This window comes from Thermomonospora cellulosilytica (assembly GCF_014138835.1).
Taxonomy (GTDB): Bacteria; Actinomycetota; Actinomycetes; order Streptosporangiales; family Streptosporangiaceae; genus Thermomonospora; species Thermomonospora amylolytica.
This window is the reverse complement of the sequence record NZ_JACJII010000001.1, coordinates 990595-1003633: the sequence shown is the minus strand read 5'-3', so window position 1 is coordinate 1003633 and position 13039 is coordinate 990595. Positions and strand designations below refer to the sequence as shown.

Annotated in this window: 14 protein-coding genes and 1 tRNA gene; 7 read left to right on the top strand and 8 right to left on the bottom strand. The window is 72.3% G+C overall.

Features of this window, described 5'->3' with window-relative positions:
• Positions 1–36 precede the first annotated feature (36 nt).
• Entirely contained in the window at positions 37–807 is a 771-nt protein-coding gene (locus tag HNR21_RS04835) for a peptidoglycan recognition protein family protein (protein WP_182704236.1), read from the top strand.
• Between the two features lie 336 nt (positions 808–1143).
• On the opposite strand, the gene HNR21_RS04830 is transcribed toward HNR21_RS04835, so the two are convergent.
• Together HNR21_RS04830 and HNR21_RS04825 are read right to left on the bottom strand one after the other, a co-directional pair.
• Complete coding sequence (locus HNR21_RS04830; protein ID WP_119731459.1) at positions 1144–1332, bottom strand: hypothetical protein; 189 nt, start codon at positions 1330–1332, stop codon at positions 1144–1146.
• A gap of 74 nt (positions 1333–1406) precedes the next feature.
• Complete coding sequence (locus tag HNR21_RS04825) at positions 1407–2678, bottom strand: MATE family efflux transporter (protein ID WP_312880847.1); 1272 nt, start codon at positions 2676–2678, stop codon at positions 1407–1409.
• A gap of 965 nt (positions 2679–3643) precedes the next feature.
• Here HNR21_RS04825 and dnaB point away from each other — a divergent pair.
• The gene (gene dnaB / locus HNR21_RS04820; protein WP_233358828.1) at positions 3644–4996 is read left to right on the top strand and encodes a replicative DNA helicase; all 1353 of its coding nucleotides are present in this window, start codon (positions 3644–3646) and stop codon (positions 4994–4996) included.
• Positions 4997–5068: 72 nt separating this feature from the next.
• On the opposite strand, the gene HNR21_RS04815 is transcribed toward dnaB, so the two are convergent.
• Positions 5069–5608 (bottom strand): GNAT family N-acetyltransferase, encoded by a 540-nt coding sequence (locus HNR21_RS04815; protein ID WP_182704233.1) that lies wholly within the window; start codon positions 5606–5608, stop codon positions 5069–5071.
• 103 nt (positions 5609–5711) lie between these two features.
• Here HNR21_RS04815 and dnaN point away from each other — a divergent pair, with 103 nt between their 5' ends.
• A complete protein-coding gene (gene dnaN / locus HNR21_RS04810; protein ID WP_182704232.1) occupies positions 5712–6845 on the top strand; it encodes a DNA polymerase III subunit beta in 1134 nt (377 codons plus the stop codon).
• 185 nt (positions 6846–7030) lie between these two features.
• Here dnaN and HNR21_RS04805 read toward each other — a convergent pair.
• The 5 genes from HNR21_RS04805 to HNR21_RS04785 form a co-directional block, all read right to left on the bottom strand.
• Positions 7031–7120 (bottom strand) — tRNA-Ser (locus tag HNR21_RS04805).
• Positions 7121–7291: 171 nt separating this feature from the next.
• Entirely contained in the window at positions 7292–7729 is a 438-nt protein-coding gene (tadA, locus tag HNR21_RS04800; RefSeq protein ID WP_119732222.1) for a tRNA adenosine(34) deaminase TadA, read from the bottom strand.
• Positions 7730–7784: 55 nt separating this feature from the next.
• Positions 7785–8222, bottom strand: coding sequence for a tRNA adenosine deaminase-associated protein (locus HNR21_RS04795; RefSeq protein ID WP_119732221.1), 438 nt, complete (start codon positions 8220–8222; stop codon positions 7785–7787).
• A gap of 20 nt (positions 8223–8242) precedes the next feature.
• The gene (locus tag HNR21_RS04790; RefSeq protein WP_376766573.1) at positions 8243–8728 is read right to left on the bottom strand and encodes a tRNA adenosine deaminase-associated protein; all 486 of its coding nucleotides are present in this window, start codon (positions 8726–8728) and stop codon (positions 8243–8245) included.
• Between the two features lie 484 nt (positions 8729–9212).
• Positions 9213–9395 carry a hypothetical protein gene (locus tag HNR21_RS04785; RefSeq protein WP_119731452.1) on the bottom strand — a complete coding sequence of 61 codons (183 nt, stop codon included), beginning with the start codon at positions 9393–9395 and terminating at the stop codon, positions 9213–9215.
• Positions 9396–9465: 70 nt separating this feature from the next.
• Here HNR21_RS04785 and upp point away from each other — a divergent pair, with 70 nt between their 5' ends.
• The 4 genes from upp to HNR21_RS04765 all read left to right on the top strand — a co-directional run bounded on the left by upp (position 9466) and on the right by HNR21_RS04765 (position 12999).
• The gene (upp, locus tag HNR21_RS04780; RefSeq protein WP_119731451.1) at positions 9466–10104 is read left to right on the top strand and encodes a uracil phosphoribosyltransferase; all 639 of its coding nucleotides are present in this window, start codon (positions 9466–9468) and stop codon (positions 10102–10104) included.
• Positions 10105–10317: 213 nt separating this feature from the next.
• Positions 10318–10587: a hypothetical protein gene (locus HNR21_RS04775; RefSeq protein WP_119731450.1), complete on the top strand. Its 270-nt coding sequence runs from the start codon at positions 10318–10320 to the stop codon at positions 10585–10587.
• Between the two features lie 217 nt (positions 10588–10804).
• Positions 10805–11332: a PH domain-containing protein gene (locus HNR21_RS04770; RefSeq protein WP_119731449.1), complete on the top strand. Its 528-nt coding sequence runs from the start codon at positions 10805–10807 to the stop codon at positions 11330–11332.
• A gap of 239 nt (positions 11333–11571) precedes the next feature.
• A complete protein-coding gene (locus HNR21_RS04765; RefSeq protein WP_182704231.1) occupies positions 11572–12999 on the top strand; it encodes a helix-turn-helix domain-containing protein in 1428 nt (475 codons plus the stop codon).
• The last annotated feature ends 40 nt before the right edge of the window (positions 13000–13039 follow it).

Below are 13039 nucleotides of genomic sequence, written 5' to 3'. Positions count from 1 at the left end.
CGTCCGTGGTCGAGCAATGCGGCGGAAGGGGGGCCGATGAGCGGTCACGCAGGACACGGGATCAGCCGCCGGGCGCTGCTCGGCGGAACGGCGGGTGCGGGGCTCATGGCGACGTTCCCGCTGGCGGCCGGGGGCCTCGCGGCGGCGCGGAGCGGGGATCGCGACCGGCTGCGGATCCACGCCCGGGAGGACTGGAACGCCAGACCTCCCCGGCAGCCGGCCCAGCTGCTCGACCACGCCCCCGACCGCATCATCATCCATCACACCGCGACGCCGAACACCAAGGACTTCTCCCTGGAGCAGGCGTACCGCCTCTCCCGCATCATCCAGCGCTTCCACATGGAGGAGTGGGGCTGGGACGACATCGGCGAGCAGCTCACCATCAGCCGGGGCGGCCATGTGATGGAGGGCCGCAACCGCACCCTCTCCGCCATCCGTGCGGGCCGTCACGTCCTGGGCGCCCAGCTCCGCGGCCACAACCACCACACCATCGGCATCGAGAACGAGGGCACCTACTCCAACGCCCCCGTCCCCGCCCAGCTGTGGTCCTCCCTCGTGGACACCTGCGCGTGGCTCTGTGACGTGTACGACCTCGACCCGTCCCAGGCCATCCGCGCCCACCGCGACTTCGGCGACACCGACTGCCCCGGCGACGCCCTCTACGACCGTCTCCCGGAACTGCGCAGCGAGGTCGCCCGCCGCCTCCGCGGCACGAACGAGCACATCATCTGGCCCATCCCGCGCCCGGTCACCAAGTCCCTCTCCGCCCAGCGCCTGGTCCCACCCCAGACCCGCCCCGAGTCCTGACCGCTGGTCCTGTCCGCTTCCGGCGGCGGCGTCCGTCGACGAGTTCGAGCAACGCCCGTCCAGCCACACTGAACCGCCTGCCCGCCCGCGATCACCGACCGGCGCGACCATCATCGAGAACGACCAGGGGCGACGGCGGCCTGCTGGAAGCGGGCGGCCCTGTCGTGGCGGATGGTGGTGCCACGGCATTGCTCGAGCTGGTTGGAGAGGCTTTCGACCACGTCGCGCGGCCGCTTTCCGAACGGGACGTTCGTAGCGGTCGGCTGGGAAGGGGTGCGGTCGCGTGGGCGACGGGGTCGGATGGGCCGGGCCCGGGTGGGCCCGGCGGGGGATGTGTCAGCAGTCGGGAGTGGTGTAGCGGGTACGGCGGCGGGCGATCTCCGGGTCGATGCCCTCGACCAGGGACCAGATGCCGGCCACCCGTTCCACCAGCGTCTCCGGTGGCAGGCCGACCAGACCCTCGGCGGCCAGGTCGTCGATCGCCTGGGCCAGGCGGGCCAGTCGCTCACCCTTGTTTGAACACATGTTCGAAAGGGTATCGGAACCGGTGGCTCGTTCGAGCATGCTTTCGAGAACTCCTCCCCGGGAGCCGCCCGTGCTCAGTCGCGTACCGCGCCGGTCACCAGCCAGGCGTCCCCCCGGGCGCGCAGGCCCAGGGTGATCAGCCGGGTGAGCATCCACAGCCCGATCGCGAGCCACAGCCCCACCAGCCCGGCGTCCAGCCGGTACGCCGCCAGCGCGGCGGGCAGGAACACGACCGTGGCGATCAGCGTGGTGGCCGCCAGATAGCGCATGTCACCGGCCCCGATCAGGACCCCGTCGAGCACGAACACCACACCGGCGATCGGCTGCTGCACGGCCACCAGCACCAGCGCGGTCAGCAGGAGTTCGCGCACCCCGGGATCCGCGGTGAACAGGGCGGGCAGCCATGGCCGCGCCACCAGCAGTCCGACCGCGAAGACCACGCCGCCCAGCAGGCCCCACTCCACCATCCGGCGGGTGGCGGCACGGGCGCCCGGGGCGTCGCCGGCGCCCAGATACCGCCCGGTGATGGACTGCCCGGCGATCGCGACGGCGTCGTGCGCGAACGCCAGCAGCGTCCACACCTGGAAGCTGACGGGATAGGCCGCGGTCTCCCCGGTGCCCATCCGCGCGGCGATGGCGGTGCCGACGATCAGGACCAGACGCAGCGCGAGCGTGCGGATCAGCAGGTGCACGCCCGCGGTCGCCGCCGCCCTCAGCCCGGTCCGCGACGGCCGTACCGGGGCTCCGTGGCGGCGGGCGCCGCGCAGCACCGTGACCACGTACACGGCCGCGCCCGCGTTCTGCGCGATCACCGTCCCCCAGGCCGACCCGGCGATGCCCCAGCCGAGCACCAGCACGAACAGCGCGTTCAGGACCAGGTTGAGCCCGAAGGAGCCGACCGACACCTGCAGCGGGGTCCTGGCGTCCTGCAGCCCGCGCAGCACCCCGGTGCCGGCCAGGATGACGAGCATGCCCGGGATGCCGAACAGGCTGATCCGCAGATACGTCTCCGCGTACGGGGCCACCACGGCGTTCGCGCCGAAGACCTCGACGATCCACGGCACCAGCGGCAGGGCGACCGCGACCAGCACGGCACCGAGCGCCAGCGCCAGCCACATGCCGTCGATGCCCTGCCGGACCGCCGCCCGCAGGTTGCCCGCGCCCACCTGCCGCGCGACGGCCGCGGTGGTCCCGTACGCCAGGAACACGAACAGGTAGACCGCGGTGGCCAGCGCCTGCCCGGCGACCCCGAGACCGCCCAGCGGCTCGGTCCCCAGCCGCCCGACGATCGCGCTGTCCGCCAGCAGGAACAACGGCTCGGCCACCAGCGCCCCGAACGCCGGCACCGCCAGCCGCAGGATCTCCCGATCATGCGGATGCCGGAACGGCGCCCGCCATCCCCGCGGCCGCCCGTCAACAGCCTGTGGATCTCCCCCGCCCGAACCCGGCCGTCCACCCCGCACCCCCGGCCCTCCGCCTGCCGACGGCGCTGTCTCCCTGTTCAGAGGCTCCCCTTCCGGATGTGGAGATCCATCGCCTGGAGATGTCTCCGCCCCTGGCGGCCGTCCCGTTCCACTCCTGAGGATCGGATGCTCTTCTCCTGGGCCATCGCCGGGGAGCGGACCTCGCCCTGGCAGCGGTGTGGTCGCGTGGGCGGGGTGTTCCTTCTGCGTTGAACCGGTCGACCCCGGCCGGGCCGGTGTGGCCCCGTGAGCGGGACGTTCCCTGGCCGGCGTCCAGTCCACCGGTTCGTCGGTGGGTGCGGTTCCGTGGGCGGGGCGTTCCCCTGGGGGCGCTTCTTCACCGGCAGGGGAGAGAGCGTTCGCGGCGGGGTGCCGGTGATCTTCGACGGGCTGCGGACGGCCGGGTGGGCGGGTGTTCCCGGACGTGCGCCGGTGCAGGGCGGCGCGGAGCCGCTGGAGGACGTTCACGGGACGGGGCATGTCGGGGGTCGATCCTACCAGTGGGGTAATGAGCGTCCTGCGGTACGTGCCTTACGTCGGGCATGATGCGGGCGGGTACGGGATTTTTCTTCGGCCACAGCGCGTGGACGACGTACTCGCAGGTCAGAGTGTGGGCGGTGGAGAGAGAAGGTGGACTGTCCCCAGGGTTGTCCACAGGTCGTGCACACGTCGCCCGGCGTGTTTGCACAGGTCGTCCACAGCAGTGTCCACAGGTGCCTTTGCGTCTGGTGTGACGGGCTCGGAAAATGTCGTACCCACCGGTTAGACAGGTAGCTCCTGGGCCGGTGCGCCGTCCGCTCCACGGGGGGCGGCAGGTGCGCACGGAAGCGATGAGACGGGGTGGTTCCGTGAGCGTGACCGAACTCGGGTCGCACGAGCGGGAGTTCGAACGGACGCCGCCGCACGACGTCGCCGCGGAGCAGTCGGTGCTGGGCGGCATGCTGCTGTCGCCCAACGCCATCGCCGAGGTGGTGGAGGTGCTGAAGTCCTCGGACTTCTACCGGCCCGCCCACCAGATCCTCTTCGACACCATCCTGGACCTGTACGGGCGGGGCGAGCCGGCCGACGCCGTCACCGTGGTCGCCGAGCTCACCAAGCGCGGCGAGATCAACCGGGTGGGCGGCGCCCCCTACCTGCACACCCTGATGGCCACCGTGCCGACCGCGGCCAACGCCGGCTACTACGCCAAGATCGTGCGGGAGCGCGCGGTGCTGCGGCGGCTGGTCGAGGTCGGCACCCGCATCGTCCAGCTCGGCTACTCCTCCGAGGGCGCCGACGCCGACGAGGTGCTCGACCGCGCCCAGGCCGAGGTCTTCGCCATCGCCGAGAAGCGCACCGGCGAGGACTACGCGCCGCTCAGCGAGATCATGCCCGACGCCCTCGACGAGATCGAGGCGATCGGCAGCCGCGGCGGCCAGATGGTCGGCGTCCCCACCGGCTTCTCCGACCTGGACGCGCTGACCAACGGCCTGCACCCGGGCCAGATGATCATCGTGGCCGCCCGTCCCGCCATCGGCAAGTCCACCCTCGCGCTGGACTTCGCCCGGGCCGCGGCGATCAGGCACGGGCTGACCACCGTGTTCTTCAGCCTGGAGATGGGCCGCAACGAGATCACCATGCGGCTGCTGTCCGCCGAGGCCAGGGTCGCGCTGCACGCCATGCGCTCGGGCACCATGCAGGACGAGGACTGGACCCGGCTGGCCCGCCGGATGAGCGAGGTGGCCGAGGCGCCGCTGTTCATCGACGACTCGCCGAACATGTCGATGATGGAGATCCGCGCCAAGTGCCGCCGGCTCAAGCAGCAGCACGACCTGCGCCTGGTCATCATCGACTACCTGCAGCTGATGACCTCCAACAAGCGGGTGGAGAGCCGGCAGGTGGAGGTCTCGGAGTTCTCCCGTTCGCTGAAGCTGCTGGCCAAGGAGCTCGGCGTCCCGGTCATCGCGCTGTCCCAGCTCAACCGGGGTCCCGAACAGCGGACCGACAAGAAGCCCATGGTCTCGGACCTGCGCGAGTCCGGGTCGATCGAGCAGGACGCCGACGTGGTCATCCTGCTGCACCGCGAGGACGCCTACGAGAAGGAGTCCCCCCGCGCCGGCGAGGCCGACCTGATCGTCGCCAAGCACCGCAACGGCCCGACCGCCACGGTCACCGTCGCCTTCCAGGGCCACTACAGCCGCTTCGTCGACATGGCCCAATGACCGCCGCCCGCCGTCACGACCCGCCACCGACGCCCGGCGGAGTCGCACGGCGGCTCACCGTGCGGCGAGGCTTCAGGCCGGTGGGGCGGCGCGGTAGAGGACATGGCGGCGCAGGCGGTGGCCGGGAGGCAGGCGGGGGTGGTCGAAGTCGTCGGCGGGGTCGTGGGTCATGCCGAGCCGGCGCATGACGGCCTGGGAACGCAGGTTGGTGGTCGAGGTGAAGGCGACGATCTCCGGTAGGCCGAGGGCCTCGAAGCCGTAGGCCAGACAGGCCCGGCCGGCCTCGGTGGCGTAACCGTGGCCCCAGGCGGTGCGGACCAGCCGCCAGGCGATCTCGACCGCGGGGGTGAACGGGGCGGTGAACGTGACCGGGGACAGCCCGGCCAGGCCGATGAACTCGCCGGTCGCGGCGACCTCCAGCGCCCAGATCCCATAGCCGTTCGCCTCGAAGCCGGTCTCGTACCGGTCGATCGCCGCATCGCTCCCGGCCCGGTCGAGCGTGGCCGGGAAGTGCTCCATGACCTGCGGATCCGCGTTCAGGGCGGCGAACGGCCCACGGTCACGCTCCCGCCAGCGGCGCAGGATCAGCCGTTCGGTGCGCACGGTGGTCATCCGACCGAGGCTAAACGATCAACGACGGCGGGAGCGGCGTTTTTTGTCGGTACCGGTGGTTATCGTCCAGGCGTCGGTACCCCCGCGAGACGGAGCAGGCAGCGTGAAGTTCCAGGTAGATCACCAGGTCCTCGCGGACGCCGTGGGCTGGGCGTCGCGCGTCCTGCCGGTGCGTCCCGCGCTGCCCGTGCTGGCGGGGATGCTCGTCGACGCCACCGCGGACGGGGTGACGCTGGCCGGGTTCGACTACGAGGTCTCGGCGCGGGCCACGGTGGAGGCGGCGGTGAGCGAGCCCGGCCGGGTGCTGGTCCCCGGCCGGTTGCTGGCCGAGATCGTACGGAGCCTGCCCGGCCGGCCGGTGGAGGTCTCCACCGAGGGCGCCGAGGCGGTGGTGCGGTGCGGCAGCGCGGAGTTCGGCCTGCTGACGATGCCGGCGGAGGACTATCCCACGCTGCCCGAGCCGCCCGCCGTCGCGGGCACGGTCTCCGGCGACGCGTTCGGCACCGCGATCGGCCGGGTGGTGGTGGCGGCCAGCCGCGACGACACGCTGCCCATGCTGACCGGGGTACGGGTCGACATCGAGGGCGAGACCATCGGCCTGGCCTGCACCGACCGCTACCGGATCGCCTGCTGCGAGCTGGCCTGGTCCCCGGCCCGCCCGGACTTCTCCGCGGCCGCGGTCGTACCGGCCCGGACCCTGGCGGACGCGGCCAGGTCCCTGCGCGCGGGCACCGAGGTCGAGCTGTCGCTGACCGGCGTGGGCGACAACTTGCTGGGCCTGTCCGGCGCCGGCCGCACGCTCACCACCCGCCTGCTGGACGACCAGTTCATCGACTACCGCTCCCGGCTGTCCGGCCAGTGGACGACCCGCGCCGAGGTCCCCACCGGCGCCTTCGTCGAGGCCGTCAAACGCGTCGCCCTGGTCGCCGAACGCAACGTCCCGGTCCGCCTGGCGTTCTCCGAGGACTCCGTCCGCATCCGCGCCGCCTCCGGCGACGCCGCCCGGGCCAGCGAGACCCTCCCCGCCGAACTCGACGGCGACGAGGTCGACATCGGCTTCAACCCCCAGTTCCTCCTGGACGGCCTGGCCGGCATCACCACCATGACCACCCGCCTGCACTGCGACGGCCCCAACAAGGCCGCCCTCTTCACCCCCGCCCCCACCGAGGACGACAAGGCCCCCACCGCCCAGGACACCTACCGCTACCTCCTGATGCCCATCCGCCTGTCCGCCTGACCGCCCGCTCACGGGACGCAGAGGATCTGAACGGGCATCAGCGGCCCGGCGGGCCCCGGGACGCATCCGAGAAGGGGATCATCGCGGAGAACCCGCCATGTGGGCGGGCTCCGTGAGCCGCACGGCGCGGCGTTCGCGTCAACGTCAAGGCCCCTGCCTGGAGATCCAGGTCAGGGGCCTTGGTATGGCGGTGGTGGTGGGATTTGAACCCACGGATGAGTTGCCCCATCACACGCTTTCGAGGCGTGCGCCCTCGGCCACTAGGCGACACCACCGCCCGGAAGCCTACCCGAATCTGCGGCCAGCGTTGAACTCGGATTTGCGGACGGACAGGAGCCCGGCCGGACCGTTCCTCTTGTCCCTGGGATCGTTCCCAGGGACAAGAGGCGACGGAGGCCGGCGGGACGCCGTGCTCGGGGGGGGCGAGGATCTCGGGCCGGACGGGCTCACGGGGTGCGGCGGCGGGCGAAGAAGTCGGTCAGCAGGGCGCCGCATTCGGGGGCGAGGACCTCGGCGAGGACCTCGGGGCGGTGGTTGAGCCTGCGGTCGCGGACCACGTCCCACAGGGAGCCGACGGCACCGGCCTTGGGGTCGACGGCGCCGTACACGATGCGGTCGACGCGGGCCAGGACGCTCGCCCCGGCGCACATCGTGCAGGGTTCGAGGGTGACGACCAGGGTGCAGCCGGTCAGCCGCCACTCGCCCAGCCGGGCCGCGGCCCGGCGCAGGGCGAGGACCTCGGCGTGGGCGGTGGGGTCGCCGGTGCGTTCCCGTTCGTTGCGGCCGGCGCCGATGACCTCGCCGGCCGGGTCGAGCACGACGGCGCCGACCGGGACGTCGCCGGTCTCCAGGGCCAGCCTGGCCTCCGCGAGGGCGAGGCGCATCGCGTGCGCGTACTCGGCCTCGGGGCGGGCGCCGCCGCTCGCCGGGGGCGCGGGATCAGCCACGGAGGTCGTCGTACTCCTCGCCGAAGCCGGCCTGTTCGGCGATCTCCAGCAGGGCGTCCGCGGGCAGCGCCCGTTCGCCCAGCTCGCCCAGGTGGTCGGCGGTCACGCCGAGATCGTCCAGCAGGGTCGGGTCACCGCCGGGCTCCCCTTCCGGAACGTCCCCGAGGAGCTGGTGGAACAGGCCGCCCAGCCCCTCGTTCCGGATCGCCGAGACATAGACCCGCGGGTCCTCCTCGCCGTCGAGACGGGCGACGCCGAACCACTCGTCGTCCTCCTCCACGAGCAGCAGCACGGTGTCGCCGATGGACTCGACGGCGACCTCCCGCATCAGATCGGTCAGGTCGTCGACGACCTCGGCCTCGTCCAGCGTGGCCTCGGCGCCGACCCATCCCTGCGGGGTCCGCGCGAAGGCCGCGGCGAAGTACGACACCAACTCATTGTGAACCAGGACTACCCGATGGTGTCGAGTGCCCGTTCAAAGGGCTGGCCGAAGCCGAGCCGTTCGGCGATGCTCAGCAGCATCTCGTCGGGGTACAGGTCCAGGTCGCCGGAGATCGCGCCCAGCTCCATCTCGTCCAGCCCCAGGTCCGCGAAGATCGACATGTCGCCGACCGGCAGCACCTGGTCCAGCTCCTCGTCCTCGGGCACCGGGATGTCCAGGTGCTCCAGGACCTGGCGGGCCAGCGGCCAGTCCACCGAGGCGGTCACGTCGGACAGGAACACCATGACCTCGTCGCCGAGCACCCGGATGGCCACGAAGAAGTCGTCGCCGACCGCGGCCAGCCCGATGGTGCCGCCGATGCTGGGCTGCTGGCGGAGGGCGTGGACCAGGCCCTCCAGATCCCGGGTGAGCGCGACCGGGAGCACCTCGGCCTCCCAGCAGTCGTCCTCGCGATACACCACGACGGCGAAGTCCGTCGCGTCAAGATCCGTCATCATCACCCCACCGGCGCGATACCTGCCTGGGCATGGTCGCAGATGCCGGGCGTGCGCGCGTACGCACCCGGGAAACTCGGCGGCCCGTGCCCACCCGGGACGACCTCCCCCGCTCTCCGCCCGTCACCGTCCGTGGATCGATCCACCTGCACGTTCGCCGTGAACGACATCTCCCTCTCAGCGCCGGGACGACCGATGTACATCTGATCACATTGTGCGCCTTCCCACCGTTCCCGCCCGCCCGGGCAGGCAAAGAACGCCGGACGGCCGTTCGCGCCATCCCTGCACACCGCGCCGGGCGGCCTGTCAGCCAGGTGCTCCCGGTGGCCCGCGTTCGCCACGGCCATCCCGGAGAGCATGTCCCGGGACGGCATCGGTGGTCGGGCGCGGCGGGCAGGGACTGCGCACACGACGGTCCGGCCATGGGGGTCGAGAGCGGCCCCCATGGCGTTCGGGGCGCTGTCCTACGGGGTTCGGGGCGCGGTCAGTGGAGGCGGAAGGTCCGGCTGCGCAGCACGGCGTGGATACGGGCGCGGCGGGAACGGTGGGGGGTGACGCGGCGCCGCAGTTCCCGGGCCTCGGCCAGCTCGCGCAGGAAGATGGCGCGCCTGCGCAGCCGCTCCCGGACCTCCTCGGGGGTCGGTTCTCCGTTGCGCTCGGTGCTCATTTCTCGGTCATTCCCCGACCGGCACCGTCCATGCCCGATGCCGTTCGCACGGTCGGCTACCGTGATCCGCATGGAGACCCTGGCCGTCGACCATCCGCTGGTCGCACACAAGCTGACGGTGCTGCGGGACGCGCAGACCGACTCGCCGACCTTCCGCCGGCTGGCCGACGAACTCGTCACACTGCTCGCCTACGAGGCTACCCGCGACGTCCGGGTCGCGGAGACGACCGTGCGGACGCCCCTGACCCATGCGCGTGGCGTTCAGCTGGCCAGCCCCAAGCCGCTGGTGGTCCCCATCCTGCGCGCCGGGCTGGGCATGCTGGACGGGATGACCCGGCTGCTGCCCACGGCCGAGGTCGGGTTCCTGGGCATGGTGCGCGACGAGGGCACCCTGCAGGCCGAGACGTACGCGACCCGGCTGCCGGAGGACCTGTCCGGACGGCAGTGCTACGTGCTGGACCCGATGCTGGCGACCGGCGGCACCCTGGCCGCGGCCATCAAGCTGCTGCTGGACCGGGGCGCGACCGACGTGACGGCGATCTGCCTGCTGGCGGCCCCGGAGGGGCTGAAATACATGGACGAGGCGTTCGCCGACACGGATGCGCCGATCAGGGTGGTCACCGCCGCCATTGACTCGCACCTGAACGAGGACGGCTTCATCATGCCCGGCCTGGGGGACGCCGGAGACCGGCTCTACGGGGTGGTCTGACCCGAGGGCGAGGTCTATGGGCGGGCCTTGACCGTTCGCGGACCCTTCGCGACCGGTACGCCGGTTGGCGTCCTTGCGCCGTTACATGCATGAGACGTTCGTTGGGTGGCCACTGTGGGTAATAGGCCGCTACGGAACGTTGATTGTCGTTCCTCTCCGCCACCCGGCCGACGGGGGGACCGGGTCGGCGCGAGCGAGGCGCGAGGATTCGGCATGCCTTACCACGAGGACAGCAGTCTGTCCGGGTACCGCGAGGTCGGCGAGCGGCTGGCCAAGGAGTTCACCGGGGTCCACGACACCGCGACGGTCACCCGGTGCGTCACCGCCGCCCGGCACGGCGCTCAGGACGTCACCGGTTCGGCTCCTCCTGACCTGGTCGAACGCATCGCCCGCAAGCACCTGCAGGTGCTGGCGATGGTGGCCGCCGAGCAGCGCGCGCGGCTGCGCTCCGCCCGGGTGGCCGCCCCGGACCGCCCGGCCTGATCCTCGGGCGCGCCGACCTGCCGGGCGCCCGCCCCGGGACTTCTTTGCCGACGGTCGCCACTGGTGTCAGACTGGCCTGGGGTCTGTGGGTCACCGTGCTCCGGGAGGCAGTCGTGCCCGTTGACAAGTGCGCCACGGGGGCCGCCGCGCCCCGTGTGGCTCTCCGGAGGCCGCGGCGGTCGTCGCGGCCGGACGCGCGCCGGCGCACGGGCGCGGCATGAGGCTCGTCACTCCCGGCGACTCCGCGCCGGCCTCGGTCAACAAGTACCTGCTGCCGCACGAGAGCCAGGTCATCACCGTCCGCCGGCACCCTGCGGTGCTGATGCTGCCGGTGGGCCTGGTGCTGGGCGGGCTGATCCTGGCCGCGGTGCTGACCAACTGGGTCGGCGCGGCGGACCGGCCGATGAACTGGATCTGGTGGGGCTGGCTGCTGCTGCTGGGCTGGTTCGTGTGGCGGGTGGCCGAGTGGTCGGTGGACTACTTCGTGATCACCAACCAGCGGATGATCCTGACCACCGGTCTGATCACCCGCAAGGTCGGCATGATGCCGCTGGCCAAGGTCACCGACATGAGCTTCGAACGGTCGATCATGGGCCGGCTGCTCGGCTACGGCTCGTTCGTGCTGGAGTCGGCCGGTCAGGACCAGGCGTTGCGCACGGTGGACTACCTGCCCTACCCCGAGCAGCTGTACCTCGAGGTCTGCGAGATGATCTTCCCCAACAAGAACGCGTCCGCCGACGACTGACCCGCCGGTCCGGGGCGGCCCCCGGACCCCGGAGGGCGGGTCGGCCGATCCCCGATCCGCCGCGGTCGTCCGATCCGTACCCCCGGAGAGGGCGCCCGGAGACGACTGGGAGGTCGCGAAATGACGCCGATCGGCAATCTCGTCCACATTGCTTGGGTTACTCTCGAGGTACGCCAACCCGCGACGTGCAATCATGTCGGCACCCCTGCCGCCTGATTACTTCCGATAAGTGAGTACACATGCCGGGTCCAGGCAACGTCGGTGAACGCGTCCGCAACCTGCGGCTGGCCAGACGCATGTCGCAGGCACAGCTCGCCGGCCATGATCTTTCCGACAGCTACATCTCGCTGATCGAGTCGGGCAAGCGCACCCCCACGCCCGCGGTGCTGCGGCTGCTGGCCGAGCGTCTCGGCTGCACCTCGGAGTACCTCGCCGAGGGCATCGAGCCCGAGCAGCGCGCCCATCTGGAGGTCCGCGAACGCTATGCCCGGCTGGCGCTGCTCACCGGTGCCGCCGACGCCGCGCTGACCGGCTTCGACGAGGTGATCTCCGGCAGCGACGACGCGGAGCTGACCCTGCGCGCCCGCTGGGGCCGCGCCCGCGCCCTGGAGGCGCTGGGCCGTTTCGAGGCGGCGATCGGGGTGTTCGAGGAGATGCGCGAGCACGCCGAACGCGACCCCGGCCGGTCCAGCACCCTGCCCGCCCTCGTCGCCCTGGCCCGCTGCTACCACGCGGTCGGCGACCTCGGCCAGGGCATCGCGCTGGGCGAACGCGTCCTGGCCCGGCTGCACGACCTCGGGCTGAGCGCCGGTGAGGAGCACACCGAGGCCGCCCGGGTGCTGCTGCTGGCGTACGTCGACCGCGCCGACCTGGACCGTGCCCACCAACTGGGCCGCCGGGTGCTGAGCGTGCGGACGCCGAGCGCCGCCGAACTCGCCGACGCCTACCACCGGGCCAGCGGCCGGGCGCTCGAGGAGGGCGACGTCGGCGACGCGCTCTACCTGGCCGACCAGGCGCTGGCCGCCCGCGACGAGACCGCCTGCCTGCGCGCCCAGGCCCGGCTGCACATGGCCGCCGCCCGCGCCCTGCTGCGCGGCGTCCGGCCGTTCGGCGACGCCCCCCATCCGGCGGCCGAGGCGATGGAACTGCTCGGCGGCGCCGCCGTGAAACTGGACGGCGCCGAGGCGGTGGACTGCGCCATCGAGACCGCCCGGGCGCTGGTGCTGCTGGGCGAGCCGGGACGCGCCATCGAGACGGTGGAACGGGAACCGGCCCTCACCGAGGCCGTCGCCCGGCACTCCAACGGCCGTTCCGAGGATTCCGGTCCCGGCACGCCGACCGAGCCCGACGCCCGTTCCCTCCAGATGGTCCAGGCCCGGCTGATCATCGCCCGCGCCCGCCTGGCGATGGGTGCCCGCGACACCGCCGTCACCGTCCTGCAGGGCGCCTCCGCCACCCTGGAACGCCTCGGCCGCGAGGGTCCCGCCCGCCCCGTCGCCCACCTGCTGCGCGAACTGGGCGACCTCTTCGAGTCCGCCGGCGACGCCACCGGCGCCACCACCGCCTACCGCCGGGCCCTGGAGGCCGCCGGCCTGCGGCCTTCCTTTCGCCACACCGCCCTCGACCCCCAGATGACCCCCGACGCCACCCTCCCCACGGTCCCCTGACCCACCGCGACACCCTTGCCATGACGTGATCCGCACGTCC

What these genes read in the sequence shown, in the direction of transcription:
- HNR21_RS04790 (WP_376766573.1), bottom strand. Translation starts at nt 8,728, where the DNA reads ATGACGGATCTTGACGCGACGGACTTCGCCGTCGTGGTGTATCGCGAG.
- HNR21_RS04770 (WP_119731449.1), top strand. Translation starts at nt 10,805, where the DNA reads ATGAGGCTCGTCACTCCCGGCGACTCCGCGCCGGCCTCGGTCAACAAG.
- HNR21_RS04830 (WP_119731459.1), bottom strand. Translation starts at nt 1,332, where the DNA reads ATGTGTTCAAACAAGGGTGAGCGACTGGCCCGCCTGGCCCAGGCGATC.
- HNR21_RS04785 (WP_119731452.1), bottom strand. Translation starts at nt 9,395, where the DNA reads ATGAGCACCGAGCGCAACGGAGAACCGACCCCCGAGGAGGTCCGGGAG.
- HNR21_RS04835 (WP_182704236.1), top strand. Translation starts at nt 37, where the DNA reads ATGAGCGGTCACGCAGGACACGGGATCAGCCGCCGGGCGCTGCTCGGC.
- HNR21_RS04765 (WP_182704231.1), top strand. Translation starts at nt 11,572, where the DNA reads ATGCCGGGTCCAGGCAACGTCGGTGAACGCGTCCGCAACCTGCGGCTG.
- HNR21_RS04815 (WP_182704233.1), bottom strand. Translation starts at nt 5,608, where the DNA reads ATGACCACCGTGCGCACCGAACGGCTGATCCTGCGCCGCTGGCGGGAG.
- upp (WP_119731451.1), top strand. Translation starts at nt 9,466, where the DNA reads ATGGAGACCCTGGCCGTCGACCATCCGCTGGTCGCACACAAGCTGACG.
- HNR21_RS04775 (WP_119731450.1), top strand. Translation starts at nt 10,318, where the DNA reads ATGCCTTACCACGAGGACAGCAGTCTGTCCGGGTACCGCGAGGTCGGC.
- tadA (WP_119732222.1), bottom strand. Translation starts at nt 7,729, where the DNA reads ATGCGCCTCGCCCTCGCGGAGGCCAGGCTGGCCCTGGAGACCGGCGAC.